This is a genomic window from Streptomyces sp. NPDC048504, assembly GCF_043200035.1.
Classification (GTDB): Bacteria; Actinomycetota; Actinomycetes; order Streptomycetales; family Streptomycetaceae; genus Streptomyces.
In genome coordinates this window covers 77,941-96,673 of record NZ_JBICXA010000024.1, presented here as the reverse complement: position 1 = coordinate 96,673, position 18,733 = coordinate 77,941, and the positions used below count along the sequence as shown (strand labels likewise).

21 protein-coding genes and 3 pseudogenes are annotated in these 18,733 nt (G+C 69.4%); 13 read left to right on the top strand and 11 right to left on the bottom strand.

What is annotated here, in order from left to right; genetic code table 11:
- The first annotated feature begins 164 nt into the window (after window positions 1-164).
- The gene (locus ACGFY9_RS43890; RefSeq protein WP_393763954.1) at window positions 165-1,736 is read left to right on the top strand and encodes a M1 family metallopeptidase; all 1,572 of its coding nucleotides are present in this window, start codon (window positions 165-167) and stop codon (window positions 1,734-1,736) included.
- An 18-nt stretch (window positions 1,737-1,754) separates the two neighbouring features.
- Here the strand turns inward: ACGFY9_RS43890 and ACGFY9_RS43885 are convergent, their stop codons facing one another.
- The 6 genes and pseudogenes from ACGFY9_RS43885 to ACGFY9_RS43860 all read right to left on the bottom strand — a co-directional run bounded on the left by ACGFY9_RS43885 (window position 1,755) and on the right by ACGFY9_RS43860 (window position 4,535).
- Entirely contained in the window at window positions 1,755-2,867 is a 1,113-nt protein-coding gene (locus tag ACGFY9_RS43885) for a mechanosensitive ion channel family protein (protein ID WP_393763952.1), read from the bottom strand.
- A gap of 260 nt (window positions 2,868-3,127) precedes the next feature.
- Window positions 3,128-3,277, bottom strand: a pseudogene (locus ACGFY9_RS43880) (amino acid permease); the annotation flags it as partial.
- A 30-nt stretch (window positions 3,278-3,307) separates the two neighbouring features.
- On the bottom strand, window positions 3,308-3,505 hold the full coding sequence (locus tag ACGFY9_RS43875) for a hypothetical protein (RefSeq protein WP_393763950.1): 198 nt from the start codon (window positions 3,503-3,505) through the stop codon (window positions 3,308-3,310).
- 417 nt (window positions 3,506-3,922) lie between these two features.
- Window positions 3,923-4,099 (bottom strand): hypothetical protein, encoded by a 177-nt coding sequence (locus tag ACGFY9_RS43870; RefSeq protein ID WP_393763948.1) that lies wholly within the window; start codon window positions 4,097-4,099, stop codon window positions 3,923-3,925.
- Entirely contained in the window at window positions 4,099-4,332 is a 234-nt protein-coding gene (locus tag ACGFY9_RS43865) for a hypothetical protein (protein ID WP_393763946.1), read from the bottom strand. The genes ACGFY9_RS43870 and ACGFY9_RS43865 overlap by 1 nt, the downstream gene beginning before the upstream one ends.
- Window positions 4,332-4,535, bottom strand: a complete 204-nt coding sequence (locus ACGFY9_RS43860) for a hypothetical protein (RefSeq protein ID WP_393763944.1) — start codon at window positions 4,533-4,535, stop codon at window positions 4,332-4,334. Before ACGFY9_RS43860 ends, ACGFY9_RS43865 begins: the two co-directional genes overlap by 1 nt.
- 172 nt (window positions 4,536-4,707) lie before the next feature.
- Here ACGFY9_RS43860 and ACGFY9_RS43855 point away from each other — a divergent pair, with 172 nt between their 5' ends.
- From ACGFY9_RS43855 to ACGFY9_RS43845, 3 genes are all read left to right on the top strand, one after another.
- On the top strand, window positions 4,708-5,454 hold the full coding sequence (locus tag ACGFY9_RS43855) for a DUF6879 family protein (RefSeq protein WP_393763942.1): 747 nt from the start codon (window positions 4,708-4,710) through the stop codon (window positions 5,452-5,454).
- Between the two features lie 12 nt (window positions 5,455-5,466).
- Window positions 5,467-6,318 carry a helix-turn-helix domain-containing protein gene (locus ACGFY9_RS43850; protein ID WP_393763940.1) on the top strand — a complete coding sequence of 284 codons (852 nt, stop codon included), beginning with the start codon at window positions 5,467-5,469 and terminating at the stop codon, window positions 6,316-6,318.
- 89 nt (window positions 6,319-6,407) lie between these two features.
- Window positions 6,408-6,602, top strand: a complete 195-nt coding sequence (locus ACGFY9_RS43845) for a hypothetical protein (protein WP_393763938.1) — start codon at window positions 6,408-6,410, stop codon at window positions 6,600-6,602.
- A gap of 49 nt (window positions 6,603-6,651) precedes the next feature.
- Here the strand turns inward: ACGFY9_RS43845 and ACGFY9_RS43840 are convergent.
- A pseudogene (locus ACGFY9_RS43840) lies at window positions 6,652-6,897 on the bottom strand (hypothetical protein); the annotation flags it as partial.
- Window positions 6,898-7,150: 253 nt separating this feature from the next.
- Here ACGFY9_RS43840 and ACGFY9_RS43835 point away from each other — a divergent pair.
- The 9 genes and pseudogenes from ACGFY9_RS43835 to ACGFY9_RS43795 all read left to right on the top strand — a co-directional run bounded on the left by ACGFY9_RS43835 (window position 7,151) and on the right by ACGFY9_RS43795 (window position 16,126).
- Window positions 7,151-8,590, top strand: coding sequence for an FGGY family carbohydrate kinase (locus ACGFY9_RS43835; RefSeq protein ID WP_393763936.1), 1,440 nt, complete (start codon window positions 7,151-7,153; stop codon window positions 8,588-8,590).
- The gene (locus ACGFY9_RS43830; RefSeq protein ID WP_393763935.1) at window positions 8,587-8,727 is read left to right on the top strand and encodes a hypothetical protein; all 141 of its coding nucleotides are present in this window, start codon (window positions 8,587-8,589) and stop codon (window positions 8,725-8,727) included. Before ACGFY9_RS43835 ends, ACGFY9_RS43830 begins: the two co-directional genes overlap by 4 nt.
- Window positions 8,684-8,869 (top strand): annotated as a pseudogene (locus tag ACGFY9_RS43825) ((2Fe-2S)-binding protein); the annotation flags it as partial. The gene ACGFY9_RS43830 and the pseudogene ACGFY9_RS43825, both read left to right, overlap by 44 nt.
- 32 nt (window positions 8,870-8,901) lie before the next feature.
- A complete protein-coding gene (locus ACGFY9_RS43820; RefSeq protein ID WP_393763933.1) occupies window positions 8,902-10,164 on the top strand; it encodes an NAD(P)/FAD-dependent oxidoreductase in 1,263 nt (420 codons plus the stop codon).
- Between the two features lie 58 nt (window positions 10,165-10,222).
- Window positions 10,223-11,392 carry a low temperature requirement protein A gene (locus tag ACGFY9_RS43815; protein WP_393763931.1) on the top strand — a complete coding sequence of 390 codons (1,170 nt, stop codon included), beginning with the start codon at window positions 10,223-10,225 and terminating at the stop codon, window positions 11,390-11,392.
- 121 nt (window positions 11,393-11,513) lie between these two features.
- Entirely contained in the window at window positions 11,514-12,713 is a 1,200-nt protein-coding gene (locus ACGFY9_RS43810) for an MFS transporter (RefSeq protein WP_393763929.1), read from the top strand.
- A gap of 13 nt (window positions 12,714-12,726) precedes the next feature.
- The gene (locus ACGFY9_RS43805) at window positions 12,727-13,101 is read left to right on the top strand and encodes an ester cyclase (RefSeq protein ID WP_390164886.1); all 375 of its coding nucleotides are present in this window, start codon (window positions 12,727-12,729) and stop codon (window positions 13,099-13,101) included.
- A gap of 82 nt (window positions 13,102-13,183) precedes the next feature.
- Entirely contained in the window at window positions 13,184-14,818 is a 1,635-nt protein-coding gene (locus ACGFY9_RS43800; protein WP_393763928.1) for an FAD-binding oxidoreductase, read from the top strand.
- 156 nt (window positions 14,819-14,974) lie between these two features.
- Window positions 14,975-16,126 carry an IS30 family transposase gene (locus tag ACGFY9_RS43795; RefSeq protein WP_393763927.1) on the top strand — a complete coding sequence of 384 codons (1,152 nt, stop codon included), beginning with the start codon at window positions 14,975-14,977 and terminating at the stop codon, window positions 16,124-16,126.
- 69 nt (window positions 16,127-16,195) lie between these two features.
- Here the strand turns inward: ACGFY9_RS43795 and ACGFY9_RS43790 are convergent, their stop codons facing one another.
- The 4 genes from ACGFY9_RS43790 to ACGFY9_RS43775 are packed head-to-tail and all read right to left on the bottom strand — an operon-like array spanning window position 16,196 to window position 18,733.
- Window positions 16,196-17,029 (bottom strand): SDR family NAD(P)-dependent oxidoreductase, encoded by an 834-nt coding sequence (locus ACGFY9_RS43790; protein ID WP_393763925.1) that lies wholly within the window; start codon window positions 17,027-17,029, stop codon window positions 16,196-16,198.
- A gap of 17 nt (window positions 17,030-17,046) precedes the next feature.
- Window positions 17,047-17,496 carry a VOC family protein gene (locus ACGFY9_RS43785; protein ID WP_393763923.1) on the bottom strand — a complete coding sequence of 150 codons (450 nt, stop codon included), beginning with the start codon at window positions 17,494-17,496 and terminating at the stop codon, window positions 17,047-17,049.
- Between the two features lie 5 nt (window positions 17,497-17,501).
- Window positions 17,502-17,873 carry a nuclear transport factor 2 family protein gene (locus ACGFY9_RS43780; protein WP_393763921.1) on the bottom strand — a complete coding sequence of 124 codons (372 nt, stop codon included), beginning with the start codon at window positions 17,871-17,873 and terminating at the stop codon, window positions 17,502-17,504.
- Between the two features lie 41 nt (window positions 17,874-17,914).
- Window positions 17,915-18,733, bottom strand: a complete 819-nt coding sequence (locus tag ACGFY9_RS43775; protein WP_393763919.1) for an ester cyclase — start codon at window positions 18,731-18,733, stop codon at window positions 17,915-17,917.

The window sequence follows — 18,733 nt, the reverse complement described above, 5'->3', positions numbered from 1 at the left end:
TCCTCATCCGGTCCCACTCGACAGCGGTCCGTCCGCACCGCGCGAGCACCCGCGCGTGGATCAAGGGCAACCGACCGCAGGGTCCGGCAGTCAGTAAGGGATGGATCGCCTTGACTGACCGACGGCCGGAGCTGACCACCCGGCCGCCCGAGCGAAAGCGGATCATGAGATATCGCAGCAGAGTGACGGCCCCCGCGGCCGCCCTGATCGGCACGGCCACGGCACTGACCGCGGGTTCCCCGGCCTTCGCGGCCGGACGGGGGAACGGGGACGAGACGACCGGACGGGGGTACGGCGACGAGGGCGCCGAGACCCTCGGCGACCCGGTGTTCCCGAGCCTCGGCAACGACGGCTACCGCGTCCTCGCCTACGACCTAGACCTCGCCTACGACCCGACGACCAAGCTCGTCGACGGCACGGCGACGATAGAACTCCGCACGACCGAAGCCCTGGCCCGCTTCTCCCTCGACGCCCTCGGCCTCGACATCGGCACGGTCCGCGTCCAGGGCTGTAAGGCCGACTTTGAGCAGGCCGGCGAGAAGCTGCGGATCACGCCCGCCAGGACGCTCCCGGCGAGGGCCCGGGTCACCGTGTGCGTGGAGTACTCCGTCGACCCGGCCCGCGCCGCCGCGCCCACCGGCGGCTGGGTCGTCACCCCCGACGGTTTCGCGGTGTGCGGCCAGCCGAACCTGACGCACACCGTCTTCCCCTGCAACGACCACCCCAGCGACAAGGCCGACTTCACGTTCCGGATCACCGTCCCGGACGGGCTGCGCGGGGTCGCGAACGGTCAACTGGTGTGCACCGAGCGGCTGGACGGCGACCGGACCGCGTTCAGCTACCGCTCCCGTTCACCGATGGCGACCGAGCTGGCGCAGATCACCGTCGGCGACTACGTGATCAAGGAGCGGCGCGGCCCGCACGGACTGGCGCTGCGGGACGTCGTGCCGACCGCGCGCGCCGCCGCCCTGGAACCGGCGCTCGCGCTGACCCCCGGCCTCGTCGACTGGCTCGAACAGCGCCTGGGGGCCTACCCGTTCGAGACGTACGGACTGCTGCCCTGTAACTCGGACGCCCCGAACGCCTTTGATTTCACGGGACTTGAGACCCAGACCCTGACACTGTACAAGCCGAACTTCCTGCTCCAGGTGGAGAGCAAGATCGGCTCGCACATGATGCACGAACTGGTCCACTCCTGGTTCGGCAACAGCGTCAGCCCCGCCACCTGGGCCGACCTGTGGCTGAACGAGGGCCACGCCGACTTCTACGGACTGCTCTACCGCTACGAGCGCGGCTGGCCCGACTCCCTCGGCCTGACCACGATGGACGCCCGCATGAAGGACACCTACGCGCGCGGCGACCAGTGGCGCCACGACTCGGGCCCGGTCGCCGCCCCGAACGCGGTCGACCTCTTCGACGACCAGCGCTACCTGGGCGGCGTCCTGGTCCTATACGCCCTGCGGGAGTTCATCGGCGAGGACACCTTCCACGCCGTCGAACGTGCCTTCCTCGCCCGCTACCGCGACTCCTCGGCGACGACCGAGGACTACATCGCCGTCGCCTCGAAGGTCTCCCGCCAGGACCTGTCCGGCTTCCTGCGGGACTGGCTGTACGGTACGGCGACGCCGCGCATGCCCGGTCATCCGGACTGGACGGTGACGCCGGTGAACCCGTCCCTTACCGCCCCGCACAGCCGGACCGGTGGGCACTATCGCGACAACTCCGCGACGCTCTGAGGGAGTTGACCGGTCGGGTCAGTCGAGCCGGGTGGAGGGGACTTCGCCCGGCTCGTCCTCCCGGATGCGCTGCTGCGGTATGGCGACCACCCCCTGTGGGAGCGCCCCCTGCTGCAGCGCCACCGTGCGGGTCGGTGCCGGGATGCGGATGCCCTCGGCGCGGTACCGCTTGTGCAGGCGCTTGATGAACTCGTGCTTGATGCGGAACTGGTCGCTGAACTCCCCGACCCCCAGGATCACCGTGAAGCCGATCCGGGAGTCGCCGAACGTGTGGAAGCGGATGGCCGGTTCGTGCTCCGGGAGCGCGCCGGTGATGTCGGTCATGACCTCGGCGATGACCTCCAGGGTCACCTCCTCGACATGCTCCAGGTCGCTGTCGTAGCCGACGCCCACCTGGACCAGGATCGTCAACTCCTGCTCGGGACGCATGAAGTTGGTCATGTTCGTCTTGGCGAGCTGGCCGTTCGGTATCACGACGAGGTTGTTGGAGAGCGCCCGTACCGTCGTCTGACGCCAGTTGATGTCCTCGACATAGCCCTCCTCGCCGCTGCTCAGCTTGATGTAGTCGCCGGGCTGCACGGTCTTCGACGCGAGGATGTGGATGCCCGCGAACAGGTTGGCGAGCGTGTCCTGAAGAGCCAGTGCGACGGCGAGACCGCCGACGCCCAGGGCGGTGAGCATGGGCGCTATCGAGATGCCCAGGGTCTGGAGCATCACCAAGAAGCCGATCGCCAGGACCAGTATCCGGGTGATGTTGACGAAGATCGTGGCCGAACCGGCCACCCCGGAGCGGGAGTTGGTGACCGCCCGGACCAGTCCCGCAATCACCCGGGCCGCCGACACCGTCACGGCCAGGATGATCAGCACCTGAAGGGTCTGGTTGACCTGGTGCTGGACCGTGTGCGTCAACGGCAGCACCGCCCCGGCGACCGCCGCGCTGCCGATGACCGCCGACCACGGCAGGACGCTGCGCAGCGCGTCGACCATCACGTCGTCGCCGCTCCAGCGGGTGCGGTCGGCGTGCTTGCCCAGCCAGCGCAGCAGTATCCGCAGCAGAAACGCCGCCAGCAGGCCCGAGGCCAGCGCTATTCCGGCGAGCATGAAGTCGTCCAGGGTAGGCGTGCGGTTCACCGGTCACCTCCGGGGAGAGAAACGGAGGCGAAGGGCGCCGCCGACGGCCGGATGTGAAGAGTCGTCACGTTGTCCACCTGCTCGAAGTGCGGGCATTGCGGGAATTGCCGTCGCGCCGGCCGGAACGGTTCTCCGCACCGGCGCGACCGCTCATCCTGCCGTATCCGGACGGGGGTCCGTACCTGCTGCGGGGCTGTGAGCACGGGTTTCGGACGATTCTGTCAGTGAGTTTAGCCAGTTCGGCCCGGTCGCAGTCGGAGTCGTGGGCCGCCGAGCCGGTCGGCCATGTGGAGCATGGCGCCGGACGTCGGATACACGCTGGTGACCTCGGCCAGCGAGAGCCCCACGCAGAGGACGAACAGGCCTACGCCCGCCCAGTCCCACAGCATCACGGCGGGCTTCTCAGCCCCTCCCTGTGCCCCGTCCCGCCCCGCGACGGCCTAGGCGGCAGCCGGCGGCTCCTGGTCGTCCGCCGGGGGCGGCAGGTTGGGACTCCTGAAGCGGTGCCACGAGTCGCGGGCTCGTCCGGCGGACTCCATCACGTCCGGGACTTGGTCCAGCAGGCCCTTGACTGCGAAGAGCAGCACGGAAGCCACGCCAGCGATGGCGAGAATGATGATGATGGCGGTGCCGTCCACCGATCCTTACCTTCCCTGTCATGGGTCGGATCGGGTGCGCAGGCAGCCTCGATCCGAACCCTTACGGATCGGGTCGAGACACCCGCGCTGACGTGTACGCAAATGTTCTCGGGTGGGCTGCTACTCAGCCCATCAATCAGTCGTGTCAGTAGGCTCAGCCCGATCAGCCTTGGAGCTAACTCACGTCAGTAGTCACGGGGGTTGCGAAGTACCCCGTGGGCAGTCAGTTGAGCTGATCGGTAGTCCTGATTCTTGTCCGTTCCAAGGCGCTCAGGTGCGCTCGGGTATGGCCCGATGCGGGTAGCGCAAGCTCAATGCTGGGCGCGGCAAGATGCAATTCAGCCCCACCCCCGTCGAGTTGGGAGTGGGGCTGACCCCTGGGCTGTCGGGACTCGGCTTCGATTAGTTCGCGGGTCGTCAGACGTAGCGGTGATGTGGGCAGGTGCAGCGGGGGACGAGCAGGATGCCGCCCCCATTCGGGAGGGGGACGTCCTCGGTCTGCCGGCACTCGTCGTGCAGGTCCGCGTATCCCGGCTGCTGGGCGACCGCGCACTCGGCGGACATAGTCGAGGTGTCCACCCTGTCCGCGTTCATCAGAGGATGCCGCCGCTGCTGGCCGAGTTCAGAGCGCGGGTCCGCTCCTGCAGGGCAGTGAGGCGTTCTTCGTCCGTGGCCGGGCGGATGAGCGCGGGGTCGGCGTCCCACTCCCGCCCGCCGGTCACCGGCCGCAGCTGTACGTAAGGGCCCTCGTGCCCCATGACGTAGCCCAACTGGTCTCTCTCTGGGTCGTGGACCAGGGCACCTGCTGAGTGCCGTTCCTTTGCCATCACTCAAGGCCTCCTCGCCGAAGTGCAGTTGCCAGGCGATCGGCCACATCGGCGCGGATGCGCCCCAGTTCGACGAGCTTCAGGTCGGCGGACGCTGCGTCGACTCTCAGGGAGGGGAAGACGACCCCGGCCTCCGTGAGCGCTGTCCGCAGAGACTCCACTGCCGCGTACGGGTCGACGTCCCGCACTTCCTTTGTAGCCATGAACGGGACGCTAGAAGTGAGGAGTTGGCTGGCGATACGTTGTTTTCTCGTATTTGCTCGATGCCTCATCGAGATTGCTAGTGTTTTCTCCCGGCCCCTGCCCGACCCCGTAGTGCCGAGCCGAGGCCCCGGCCAAGCTGGTTGGATCAACCACCTGGAAGGGAGAGCGTCCATGGCTCGTCAGTTGCGCTTCACCGGCACGGACAGCAAGGTCGACGGTTGCCCCGCCCTGCACACCGACGAGGGAACCGGTGAGGTCGTCGTTCAGGGCACTCCGGTCACCGACCCTGAGGACCTCGCGCAACTCCAGCACTTCGGGCCGGACGAGGCAGCGGTGGTCGTGCCGCGCGAACTGCTAGTGAACTGGGGACCGAAGGAGATGGAGCGGGTGCCCGAACTGGTAGACCGGGCCACCTTCCGGCGTCTCTTCGAGACCTTCAAGCACACCGCCTGGCGCTTGGAGACGCGGCGCGGCTACGCCTCCGACCGTCAGGACCCCGACTTTCAGGAGTTCCTGGCCACGGGCTCATCCACCTGGGACCCCAACGAGGCCTGGTTCGTCAACATCCGCCGTCAGACGGAGGCCGGCAAGCAGGTCGGCCGCGTCCGTATCGCCGACAACCCGCCCACCACGGAGCAGCTGTTCCTGCTCGACTACGCCCGGTACAACGCATCGGTCGGCGAGGACATCCGTTATCTGTGGCGCGAGGACGCGGTCCAACTGTCCGCGGAAGACTTCTGGATCTTCGACTCGCGCCTCGTTGCCCTTCTGCACTTCGACGACGCCGACAACCTGCTCAACATCGAACTGATCACGGAACCTGCCGAAGTCGTGCGGTACTCCGTCGTCCGTGACGCGGCCATGCATCACGCCGTGCCGTACGACCAGTTCGCCGAGCAAGTGGCCCCGACTGAGTAGCGCGCGTGACCGGTGAGCACTGACTACCAGCAGGCACGGGAGGCGCTCGGGGCACGGCTGCGCGAACTTCGCTTCTCGTGCGCCGGTGGCCGGCTCACCGGTCGGCAACTCGCACAGCGTCTCGGCTGGCCGGGCTCCAAGGTCAGCAAGCTGGAGAACGGCAGGCAGACGGCCACTCCCGAGGATCTTCAAGCGTGGGCCCATGCGACCGACCAGCCGGACCTGTATCCCGAACTCGCCGCCCGTCTGGCCGGGTTCGAGTCCCACATCAGGTCATGGCGCCGGGCCCTGGCGAACGGCTTCAAGCCGCTGCACGAAGGGCTGAGCGCCGAGATCGAGCGCACCTCGGAAATGTGGATCTGGGAAGAGTCGGTGGTCCCTGGGCTGTTGCAGACCCCCGAGTATGCCCGCCATGTCGTCCAGCGGTATTCCGAGCTGCTGGGCGGAGCCAACGATGTTGAGGCCGCTGTGCGCTCCCGGGCGCAACGGCAGGAGTGGCTGTACCGCCCTGGGCGCAGGCTCCACGTGCTGATGTGGGAAGCCGCCTTGCGGTCGCTGATCTGCCCTCCCTCGGTCCTAGCCGCCCAGCTCGACCGCCTCACGGGCATGATCGGGATGGACACAGTGGAGCTTGGGATCATCCCGTTCACGGCGTCCGTCAAGATCGTGCCTGCCAACGGATTCTGGGTCCTCGATGACCGCTTGGTGGTCGCCGAGGACTGGCACGCCGAACTGTGGTTGGACGACGCCGACAACATTGCCCTGTACTCGAAGGTCTGGCGTACCTTGCGCGAGTCGGCCGTGTATGGGGCCGACGCCCACAACGTCATCAACGCGGCCCGCCGTGCCCTGAACCTCAGTTGACGTATTCGACCCGGGTGGGTTGGGGGAGTTTGTACGCCATGCAGCAATTACATGTTGAGGTCTGGATCGGCAACAGGTGGGATCGGGTCTTGCGGCTCGACGACGGCACGAGGGAGTTCTTCCCGCCCCGAAGCGGCGACACGGACGACAACCAGTCGCGGGGCCTTGAGGACTTCCTGAAGGATCATCCAGAGACGTTCTGGGTCGAGACCACCGGCACTCCAAACGGTGTGTTCTTCGGCCTGGGGGTGCCTCGACTGTTCCGGCTCGCCCCCGCCACTTAGCGCGTCATCAGGCCCAAGGCCTCCGTGGGGTTTCCCCGGGAGTCGTGCTGGCGGGGACGGACGCGGCCGGCACGCTCTCCGGCTCCTCCGCGAGCCAGGCCCGCACCACGTCGGTACCGGCCGCCGCTGCCGCCAGGACCTGGGTGCGCTGCGTCCACTGCCACCACTGGGTGGTGCCGGCGAGCAGACCGCGCATCGCCATCCAGCGCCCGGTCCGCAGATCCTGCAGCGCCGCGCGCAGGGCCGTGTCGTGGCCGGCGGGATCGTAGGCGGGACGTGCTCCGTCTCTCGCCATCAGCCGTCCGCCACAAGGCGGTTGACGGGCATGACGGCAAAGTGGAGTAACAACAGCCCTCCTGCGGGCGGCGGTCGAGGAGATCACGTCGGTCCGCGGTCACTATAGAGGCGCGCGTTCCGCATCACCGGCGGTTTCCCGATCGTCCCCAACTCGGCAGATATATCTGCGAGTTGAGCAATGATCAGAAACCCTTGACGTCCGGTGCGGACCGGCGGCAGTCTGTCGCGGAGTGATCTACGGGAGGGGTGGTATGACGGGTCCGGTACTCGCCGTCGACCAGGGAACATCCGGCACGAAGGCCCTGGTGATCTGTCCCGAACGCGGCGTGATCGGCACCGGGTTCGTCTCGGTGGGGACCCGCCGGCTGCCGGGCGGCCTGGTCGAGGCCGATCCCGAGGAACTGTACGACTCGGTCATCGTCGCCGGGCGCCGCGCCCTCGCCGAGGCCGACGAACCCGTGACGGCACTGGGCCTCGCCAACCAGGGCGAGACCGTCCTCGCCTGGGACCCCGAGACAGGAATGCCGCTCACCGACGCACTCGTCTGGCAGGACCGCCGCGCCGAGAGCGTCTGCGCCGAACTCGCCGAGCACGCCGACGAGTTGCGCCGGCTGACCGGCCTGCCGCTCGACCCGTACTTCGCGGCACCCAAGATGGCCTGGATACGGCGCCACCTCACCCGCGACGGCATGGTCACCACCAGCGACTCCTGGCTCGTCCACCGCCTCACCGGCACCCACGTGACCGACGCGGCGACCGCGGGCCGCACCCAGCTCCTCGACCTCGACAAGGACGCCTGGTCACCCCGCGCCCTCGACGTCTACGGCCTGTCCGGAGAACGCCTCCCGGGTGTCGTCGACTGCGCCGAACTCATCGGTACGACCACGGCGTTCGGCGCGGAGATACCCCTCACCGGCCTCGTCGTGGACCAGCAGGCGGCGCTGCTCGCCCAGCGCATCACCGCACCCGGCGGTGCCAAGTGCACGTACGGCACAGGGGCGTTCCTCCTCGCGCACACCGGCGACACACCCCGGCGCGGCGACTCGGGACTGGTGAGCTGCGTGGCGTGGCGGCTCGGCGGGCGGACCGGTTACTGCCTCGACGGTCAGGTCTACACGGCCGCGTCCGCCGTACGGTGGCTCGCCGACCTCGGCGTCATCAGCGGCGCCGCCGACCTGGACCGCGTGGGCGGCGCCGTACCCGACAGCGGGGGCGTCATCTTCGTACCGGCCCTCGCCGGGCTCGCCGCCCCCTGGTGGCGCGGCGAGGTGCGCGGCTCGCTCACCGGCCTCGGCCTCGACACCACCGCCGGACACCTGGTGCGCGCCCTGTGCGAGGGCCTCGCCGCGCAGGTCGTCGAACTCGCCGAAGCCGCCGCGACCGACCTCGGCACGCCCCTCGACGTCCTGCGCGTCGACGGCGGCCTGACCCGCTCGGCGTTGCTCATGCAGACGCAAGCCGACTTGCTCCAACGCCCCGTCGAGGTCTCCGCGCTGCCCGACGCGACCGCCCTCGGTGTGGGCGCACTGGCCCAACTCGGCGCCGATCCCGGACTGACGCTCGCCGACGCCCTGCCCGACTGGAAACCCGCCGCCGTCTACGAACCGCGCATCACCCCCGACCACGCGGCCGAACGTCTCGCCGCCTTCCGCACCGAAGTGACGGCACTGCTCGACCGGACCCCTGTATGACGGTCACCGCCAACGGACCGCTGCCGTCGGGGAGTTACGACGTGGCGGTGGTCGGCGCGGGAGTCGTGGGCTGCGCGATCGCCCGCGAACTCGTACGGCACCCTCGTCTGCCACTGCGAACGCGTCTCGCGCGGTGAGATCCGGGACGCGCTCGCGAGTACGGTGCCGCCGCGCAACCTCGACGGACTGCGTCGGCGCACGCGGGCACGGGCGGGGCGTTGTCAGGGGTTCTACTGCGGGGCGGCTGTACGGGAGTTGTTCGAGGGGGCCGGGGCATGATCCATCCATCCGACGCGCGAAGGCAGCCGCCCATGAGCCGCCCGGAACGCGAAGTCGACGTCCTCGTCGTCGGCGCCGGACCCGCGGGACTCGCGGCAGCCGCGCGACTCGCCGCCGCCGGAGTCGCCCGTGTCGAAGTCCTGGACCGGGAACAGCACGCCGGGGGAGTGCCCCGGCACTGCCACCACGGCGGCTTCGGCACCTGGACGCATCCGCTCACCGGGCCCGCGTACGCCCGCCTCGTCCTCACCGCCGCCGTACGCGCCGGTGCCGTCGTCCGTACCGGGATCACGGCGCTCGACTGGGCGGGGCCGTTGGCCCTGAACACCGTTGGTCCGCAAGGCCCGGAGGCCATCCACGCAGCAGCCGTCGTTCTCGCCACCGGTGCCCGCGAACGGCCCCGCGCGGCCAGGTTGGTGCCGGGTACTCGGCCCAACGGGGTGTACACCACCGGGGAGTTGCAGCAGGCGGTGCACCTGTACGGTCAGCGGATCGGTACCCGTGCCGTCGTGGTCGGTGCCGAGGACGTCTCCTATGCTGCCGCCGAAACCGTGCGGGCCGCCGGAGCCGAAGTCGTCGCCATGGTCACCGAGTTGCCCATCGCCCAGACGGCGATCACCCGCGCCCACAACGCCCGCCTCCGCCACCGCATCCCCCTCCTCACCGACACCACCGTCACCGAACTCCTCGGTCACGGGCGGCTGTCCGGCGTCCGCGTCCGGCACCGGGACGGTCGTAACGCCCAACTGGCCTGTGACACCGTCGTGTTCACCGGTGACTTCGTGCCCGACCATGAACTCGCCAGGAAGGGGCGCCTCGTTCTGGACCCTGGCACTCGTGGCCCCGCCGTCGACGGGGCCCTACACACATCCCGGCCCGGTGTGTTCGCCGCCGGGAGTCTCCTGCACCCGGTCGAGAGCGCGGCCACCGCCACCCGCGACGGGGTCCGGGCTGCCGCCGCCGTTCTGGAGAGCCTCGCCGGTGCCGAACGGCCCCGCCACACCGTGCCGTTGCTCGTCGAGTCGCCGCTGCGCTGGATCGTCCCGAACCGTGTCGCCCCGGGGGACGAGCATCCGTATGTCCTGCGGGCCTCGGCCCTGTTGAAGCGGCCGGTGCTGCAAGTCGGCCAGGACGGGCGGGTGTTGCATCAGGAGCGGCTGCGGGCGGCCGTGCCGAATCGGACCCTGGCCCTGGCGGCGGGGTGGACGCGGCTCGTCGACGTGAACGGCGGGCCGGTGCGGGTGGTGGTCGGCGGGCGGCGGAGTTCGGACAGCTGGGCGGGCAACTTGCCGTAATAGGGGCCCACTTCGCGCATTGCGCGCTCGCCGTGTCCTCCCGTGTCCCGATACGACGATGACCGACGCAACCGCGACAACGACCGTCCCGGCCGTTCAGGTGCGTGACCGGGCCACCTGGGCGGAGCTGTTCTTCGATCTGGTCCTCGCGTTCGGCGTGGGCCAGGTCGCGCACCTGCTCGCCGGGCACGCCACCTGGCCCGTGCTGGGACAGTGTCTGCTCGTGCTCGTCCCGCTGTGGTGGGCCTGGGTGGACGTCGTCATGGCGATGAACGCCGTGCACGAGACCAGTCTGCAGCGGGTGTTCCTGATGCTGACCGCACTCGCCGTCTACGGCATGGCAGTTGCCGCGCCTCAAGCCCTGAACGACCGCGAACAGGCCCTGCTGTACGCGGGCAGCTACCTCGCCCTGCGCCTGCTCATCGGCGAGGCCATTCGAAGGGAGTGCGCCCTCTACACCATCCATCCCTACCGGGCCGGACTCGCCTTCGCCCTGGTGCTGTTCGGCGCCGCCACCCTCCCCGCCCCCTGGCGAGAGGTGTGCTGGGCGGTCGCCGTGGTCGCCGAGCTGGCGGCACCCGTCCTGCTCAGCGGGCATCTGCGGCGACTGGCCTTCGGGGTCAACCATCTCCCGGAAAGGTTCGGGCTGTTCATCATCATCGCCCTCGGCGAGAACATCTTCTCCGTGGGCGCCGGAGTCGCCAAGGGACCACTCGACCCGGTCAGTCTGACCGCGCTCGTCCTCGCCTTCCTCATCGGCTGCGCCCTGTGGTGGCTCTACTTCCACCTCGTCGCCTCGGCCGTCGCCCACGCCCTGCGCACCCACCCCACCCCCGCGATCGTCGTACGGGACGTCCTCAGTTATGGCCATCTCGTCCTGGTCGCCGGGCTGTTGCTGGTCTCCGTCGGCGCCGTACGGACCGTCCACGACCCCCTGCGGATCCCGCACTCCGGTGCCGCCGGACTGCTGCCCGTCGGCGCCGCCCTGATCCTGCTCACGTTCTGTTACACGCGCCGCCGGATGTTCGGCGCCGCGTCCGCCACCCGTTTCTACTGCGGCCTCGTGCTGCTGGCCGCCGCCGCCGTGGCCCCCCTTCTGCCGGCCCTCGCCGTGCTGGCGTTCACCGCCCTGCTGCTCCTGCTGGTCAACGCCGTGGAGCACTGGCTGATCAGCTCCGGCCGCAGCGTGCCGCTGGTGCTGCGCTCACGCGCTTTCGGCGCGACCTGACGTAGTGCGGGGCCGGACCTCGGGCAGTGCCGGGGTCCTCCTCGCGGCGCGCGCGACGGTCCTTGGACCGCTCCTACGGTCACCGCATGCACCTTTCCCGTTCGGAAAAGGAGGTGGCGTGATGCCGTCCCGCAACAGCGCCTTACCGGCCTTGCTGTCACTCTCGCTGGGCTACTTCAGCCTGGGGACGATCTCGCTGGCGGTCGTCGGCCTGAACGGTCCGATCGGGGACGACCTGCACGTCCAGCCTGCCTCGGTGGGCATCCTCGTCACCGTCTTCGCGCTGACCTTCGCGGTCTGCGCGCCCTCGGCCCCCATCCTGCTGCGCCGGTGGGACCGCAAGCGGGTCCTCCTCGTCGGCATCGGGCTGCTCACCGTGGGCGCCGCGCTCGGCGCCGTAGCGCCCAACTACGGCTTCCTGACGGTCACTCGGGTCCTCGGCGCGATGGGCGCGGCCGTCTTCGGCCCCGGCGCCTCGGCAGCCGGGGCGCTCATCGTCCCGCCGGAGCGCCGGCAACGGGCCCTTGCCACCGTCTTCGGCGGGATGACGGCCGCTGCCGTGCTCGGGGTGCCGCTCGCCTCGTTCCTGGGCGGCAGCCTCGGCTGGCGTCCGGCGCTGCTCGGCGTGGCCGCGCTCTCCGCGATCGCCTTCGTGACGGTGTTCGTGTTCGTCCCCGAGATCCCGGCCGGCGAACCGCCCACCGTGCAGGCGTACCGGGGGGCGCTGCGCACTCCCGCCACCGTGGCCACGGTCTCGACGACCCTGCTGTTCATGGCCGCCCAGTTCACCGTCTACGGCATCGCGGGCGCCTATCTGAAGGACCGCTTCGACGCGTCGTCCGGACTGATCTCGGTGACCCTGCTCGCCTTCGGCGTGATCGGTGTCGCGGGCAACGCGTCCGCGCCGAGGATCGCCGAACGGCTGGGCGGCGAACGGACGGTGGGCCTCGCGGTCATCGGACTCGCCCTGGGCTTCGCCCTGTTGCTGGTCGCCCCGCACTCCACGGCCGGGCTCGTGTTCTTCGCGTTCTGGGCCTTCTTCAGCCAGCTCTACCAGGCCCCGCAGCAGGCCCGGCTGGTCGAACTGGTGCCGCTGCAACCGGGGTTGATCCTCGCTCTGAACGCCGCCGCGCTCTACCTCGGGATGAGCCTCGGCAGCTTCATCGGCAGCTCCCTGCTGCCGGGCGTGGGCGCGGGCCCCATCCCGGCCGCGGCCCTGGGCGTCCTCGTCCTGGCCGCGCTGGCCCATCTGCTGTCCGTCCGGCAGGCGTCGGTGGCCAAGGTCGCCGAGCAGTCCGCCACACCTGTACACATCAGTTAGCCAAGGAGAACTCATGAGCAGCCACCAGGTGCACTTCGTGCGCGATTACCTGGAGACCGTCTGGAACCAGGGGCAGACCGACCTGGCCGACAAGTACCTGGCCGCGGACCTCATCCAGCACAACCCGAACCTGCCCGACGGCCGGGGGCCGCTGGTCGAGTTCATCGAGGGCTTCCGCAAGCAGCTCCCCGAGGCACGGTTCGAGATCAAGCGCGCGGCGGGCTCCGGTGACCTGGTCTTCGTGCACACCCACTTCCGCGCCACCTCGACGGACCGGGGCTCGGCCGTCGTGGAGATCTTCCGGCTCGAGAACGACCTGATCGCCGAGCACTGGGACGTCCGCGACGAGATCCCGGAGACCACGGTCAGCGGACACGACGTCGTCTGACGCCGGTCCACCTCAACTCCTGCCGCCCAGAAGGCTCCTGGCCTCCTGGGCGGCAGTTTTTTCACGAAGGAAGGAGACAGCAGTGACACGACAGCAACCCGACTCACGCCCCGTCGCGGGCCTCACCCGGCGCGGACTCCTCGGCACCGCCACCGCGGCGGGGATCGCCGCGGCCGTGGTCCCCACCCGCGCCCTCGCCGCCGACAGCACGGCCACGGACACCACCACTACCCCCGCCGCGGTCACCGTCGGCGCCTCGGACGCCCGCTATCTCGACCTCACGTCCCGCGGCTACAACGCGAGATTCGTCGCCGCCCCCGACTCGGTACGCCTCGTCCACACCACCGGCCAGGTGGTGTCCGTCGTCCAGGAGGCGGTCGACGCCGGCAAGCGCATCGGCGTACGCGGCGGCGGCCACTGCCTCGACTCACTGGTCGACGACCCGGACGTACGGGTACTCGTCGACATGTCCGAGATGGACGCGGTCCACTACGACCCCGCCCGCCGCGCCTTCCTCGTGGAGGGCGGCGCCACCCTCGGCCACGTCTACCGCACCCTGTACCTGGAGTGGGGCGTGTCCCTGCCCGGCGGGACCTGCCCGACCGTCGGCGTCGGCGGCCACGTCACGGGCGGCGGCTACGGCGCGATGTGCCGCCAGTACGGCGCCGTCGTCGACCACCTCTACGCCGTCGAGGTCGTCGTGGTCGACGCCTCCGGCACCGCCCGTGCCGTCGTCGCCACCCGCGAGGCCGACGACCCGCACCGCGACCTGTGGTGGGCCCACACGGGCGGTGGCGGAGGCACCTTCGGGATCGTCACCCGCTACTGGTTCCGCGCCCCCGACGCCACCGGCACCGACCCCGCCACCCTGCTGCCCAGACCGCCGAAGACCCTGCTGAAGTCGACGGTCGCCATCAAGTGGAGCGACCTCACGGAGGCCGCCTTCACCGCGCTGATCGCGAACCACGGCGCCTGGCACGCCCGCAACAGCGTCGCCGGCTCCTCCTACGACAGCCTCCACAGCGTCCTGATCCTCTACAACCGCATCCAGGGCAGCCTCGTCCTCAACACCCAGATAGACGGCACTCGTTCGGACGCATCGGCCCTCCTCGACGCTTACGTCGCCGCGGTCACCGGCGGCATCGGAGTCCCGTACACCGACGCCCGCTCCTCCTGGCCCTGGCTGAAGACCACCCTCAAAGACCCCTACGACACAGGCCTTTACAACCGCACGAAGTCCAAGGGCGCCTATCTGCGCCAGGGTTGGTCCGCCGCCCAGGCCAAGACGCTCTACGGCTACCTCTCCGACGCCGCCTACGACGGGCACGCCGGCATCCTGCTCTACTCCTACGGCGGCAAGGTCAACACCGTGTCGCCCACGGCCACCGCGCTGGCCCAGCGGGACTCCATCCTCAAGGCCAACTTCACGACGTACTGGCCGGATCCGACACAGGACGACCGGCATGTCGCCTGGATGCGCGCTCTGTACCGCGACCTCTACGCGGACACCGGCGGGGTGCCGGTACCGAACGACACCAACGACGGCTCGTACATCAACTACCCCGACACCGACCTCACCGACCCGGCCTGGAACACCTCCGGCGTGCCCTGGCAGACCCTCTACTTCAAGGGCAACCTCGCCAAGTTGCGGCAGGTGAAGGCCACTTGGGACCCGGGCAACGTGTTCCACCACAAGCTGTCCGTCACCGCGAGCTAGCACCCGCACACCACGAAGCCCCCGCCTCGCGTGCTTGAGTTCTAGTGGTTGTCGCAACACCCCAGCTCAGGGGATGCGATGGACTTCGAGATCCGAGCGGATCGGAACCGGAAGGGGCGCCGTCTGACGCGTGAGCGGGAGGCATACTCCCAGCTCATGCAGCAGGGTTACAGCAACAGAGAAGCCAGCCGGATTGTCGGGATCAACCTGCGGACTGGCAAAGATGGCGCAACGGCTGGCATTCGCCGCCCACCGGGAAGCCGAAGCCTCCGATCCGAGTGGAGGCTTCGGCTTCCCGGTGCGTCCAGGTACCTCCGCGAGGAAGACCGGATCCACATCGCGGACCGGTTGCGGGAGAAGGTGTCGATCCGGACCATCGCCGCCGAGCTGGGCCGCAGCCCCTCCACCGTCAGCCGGGAGATACGCCGCAACGGCGCCCTGTGGCGGGGCAGGCAGTGGACCTACCGGCCACACGCAGCCCACCGTCGCGCCGAGGAGCGACGGCCCCGTCCCAACACCGGGAAGATCGGACAGCACGCTGAACTGCGTGACTTCATCCAGGACCACCTGACCCTGCGGTGGAGCCCTGAGCAGATCTGCCAGGCTCTGCGGGCACGCTTCCCCGACCGGCCGGAGATGCACGTGGTCCACGAGACGATCTACCAGGCCCTCTATGTCCAGGGCCGCGGAGAACTCCGCCGCGAACTCACCAGGGCCCTGCGGACCGGACGGGCCAGGCGCCGGCCGCACCGCCAGTCCTGCAAGCGTCAGCCACGCGCCATCAAGGACATGGTGCTGATCAGCGACCGGCCCGCCGAAGCCGCCGACCGGGCCGTCCCCGGCCACTGGGAAGGCGACCTCATCATCGGCAAGGACGGCAAGTCCGCGATCGGCACCCTCGTCGAACGCACCACCCGCTACGTGATGCTCGCCCACCTGCCCGTCGACCACAGCGCGGGCAGCACCCGCGACGCCCTCGTCGAGACGGTCAGGACGCTCCCGCCCCACCTGCGGCGGTCCCTGACCTGGGACCAGGGCTCGGAGATGGCCTCCCACCAGGAATTCACCCTCGCCACGGACATCCCGGTCTACTTCTGCAATCCCGCAAGTCCCTGGCAGCGCGGCTCGAACGAGAACACCAACGGACTGCTGCGGCAGTACTTTCCGAAGGGCACCGACCTGGCCGCCCACACCCGTGAGCGTCTGGACTCTGTCGCCGCCGAACTCAACAGCCGCCCACGCAAAACGCTCGGCTGGGAAACCCCAGCCGAGCGTCTGTCTAAACTTCTCGCCACCACACGTCAGTGATCACGTGTTGCAACGACCCCTGGAATCCGCCGTGCACGAGGCGGGGGCTCGGTGTTACCCGGCGCGGGGTCAGACGAGTTCGGCCGGGAAGCTCACCCCGGTCAGTGACTCGCTCAGGGCGCGCAGCCGGGCGCGGTCGCGTTCGTCGTAGGCCTGGGCGCCCGCGCGGGACCGCTGGGTACGGTTGAAGTAGGCGCCCGTGACGTCGTCGAGGGACGGGTCGGTGATCATGCGCAGGGTGCTGTGCACGCCCTCCTCGACCGAACTCTGCGGGGTGAACAGGTTCACCACCATCTTCGTCGGCATGTACGAGGCCGGGTGCAGGGCGTTGACCGTCACCCCGGTGCCGCGCAGCCGCTCGGCCAGGTCGAAGGTCAGGGTGATCTGGGCGAGCTTGGCCTGGCAGTAGGCCTGCACTCCGTCCCAGTTCCGCTCCAGCATCACGTCACGGAAATTGATCGGAGCCTGGCCCGCGGAGCTGACGTTCACGATGCGGGCCGGGGCCGAGCGCACCAGCAGCGGCGCGAGCCGGCAGCTGAGCATGTAGGCCGCCAAGTAGTCGACCTGGAAGGTGAGTTCCAGGCCGTCCTGGCTCTCCTGGCGGGCCAGCTCGACCCCGATGCCGACGTTGTTCACCAGTGCGTCGAGCCGGTCGTGGGTGGACAGGATCCGGTCGGCGAGCTTGCGGATGTCCTCCAGCGAGGAGAAGTCGGCCAGCTCGTAGCTGAGCCGGTCGTTGCCGGTGGACGCGCGCAGTTCCGCCAGCAGCTCGGCGCCCTTGGTCGCACTGCGGCCGTGCAGGATCAACGACGCCCCCTGCGCGGCGAGTTCACGGGCCAGCTCACGGCCCATGCCGTCGGTGGCGCCGGTGAGGAGGATGGTCTGGTCGGGGACGGGCCTCATGGTGGGGGACTCTCCTGTCAGGCGTACGTGGCCAGTTCGTCGGTGGACTGATCGGTGTAGCCCTGGCTGACCTCCAGCACGATGCCGTCCGGGTCGGACACCCACACCGTCTTCCAGCCGGGGATGAACGCGTCGAAGGTCAACGGGCCGAGCAGCGGCTCCAGTTCGCCGCCGGCCGCGGCGAGGAACGCGTCCACGTCCTCGACCTGGAACGCGAGATGGCGTGCCGTACCGGGGTTGGCCGGGCCGTCCTTCGCCGTGGTGAACAGGGCGTCCGCGTCGGTCGCGAACAGCTCCAGATAGACGGGGCCGTTGCGCAGGAACACCACGCGGACCCCGTCGGCCTCCACCACCCGGGCCCGGGCGAACCCGAAGTGCCGGGTGTAGAAGTCCTCCGTGGCCTTCTGGTCACGGCAGTTGAGGCCGACGTGCGACCAGCGCAGGCCGGCCGGGGCGGAAGTCGTCATCGCCGTCACGTCCCGGTGACCGGGGCGAACGGCACGCTGTCGTGGAAGTTCGCGAAGTAGCTGATGAGGCCGCCGGTGACGCGGAAGTAGTTGCACACCCTGGCCTCGACGGTGATGCCGTCGTGGGTGCGGCCGGTGATGTCGGAGACCACCGCGGCCTGCTCGCCGTCCACGACCACGTGCCGGGGGACGTTGGCGAAGGAGGCGTACATCTCCGGGAAGCCCTTCATCATCTCCCGGAGGGTCTCGCGGCCCTCGACATGTCCGGCCAGCTGCTCGTCCATGGTCTGGTCGGCCGCGAACAGGTCGCACCAGGCGTCCCACTCGCCCGCGTTGGCCAGCCGGTAGTACGTGTCGACCACTTCTCGGGTGTCCATGCGCCCGTCCTTTCTGTGACTGTTCCGGGGTACGGGATCGATCAGGGGAGCGGGACGCCGACCTGGCGCATCAGGCCGGCGGTGTCGGCCTGCACCCAGCGCTCGACGACCTTGCCGTCCTCAAGCCGGTAGACCTCCAGGCTGGTCCAGCAGACCTCCTTGCCGGTCGGCTCCTGGCCGAAGAACGGCGCGATGTGCTTGCCGTGGAAGGTGATGTGCATGATCACCTTGTCCGGCGAGGCCGGGTACAGCGCGTCGAGGTGCACGGAGAAGTCGAGCCCGTCGTAGGCGCCCTGGATGATTCCCTTCAGCTCCTCCAGGCTCTCGCAGCTCCACGCCGGGTTGTTGTCGTGGAACGTCGGCCCGAACAGGTCGTCGAGGGCGTCCAGACGGCGCTGGTTGACGGCGTCGCTGACCTGCTGGACGACAGCCAGGTTCGAGGCGTCCGAGGAGATCTGCTCGCGCAGCCCGAGCATGTCGTCCTGCGCCCAGCGCTCCACGAACAGGCCGTTCTCGACCCGCCAGATCTCGGTGGTGGACCACTCCACCTTGCGGCCCGTGGCCGGGAAGCCGAGCAGCGGCGCGAGATGCGTGCCGGTCAGCTTGACCCGGGTCAGCACCCGGTCCTCGCCGAGCGCCGACAGCTCGTCCAACTCGCCTTTCAAGTCAAGCGAGTTGTAGGCCCCACGCAGCGCCTCCAGGTAGGAGTCGATGCCGGTGATGTCGAACCCGGGGTGGTGGTCGGTGAAGCCGGCGGCGATGACCCGGGGGATCTCCGCCAGGTCGCCGGAGTTGAACGCGTCGAGGAAGCGCCGGTACAGCGCCAGGTTCTCCTGCTGGGTCTGGTCAAGGTCGGACAT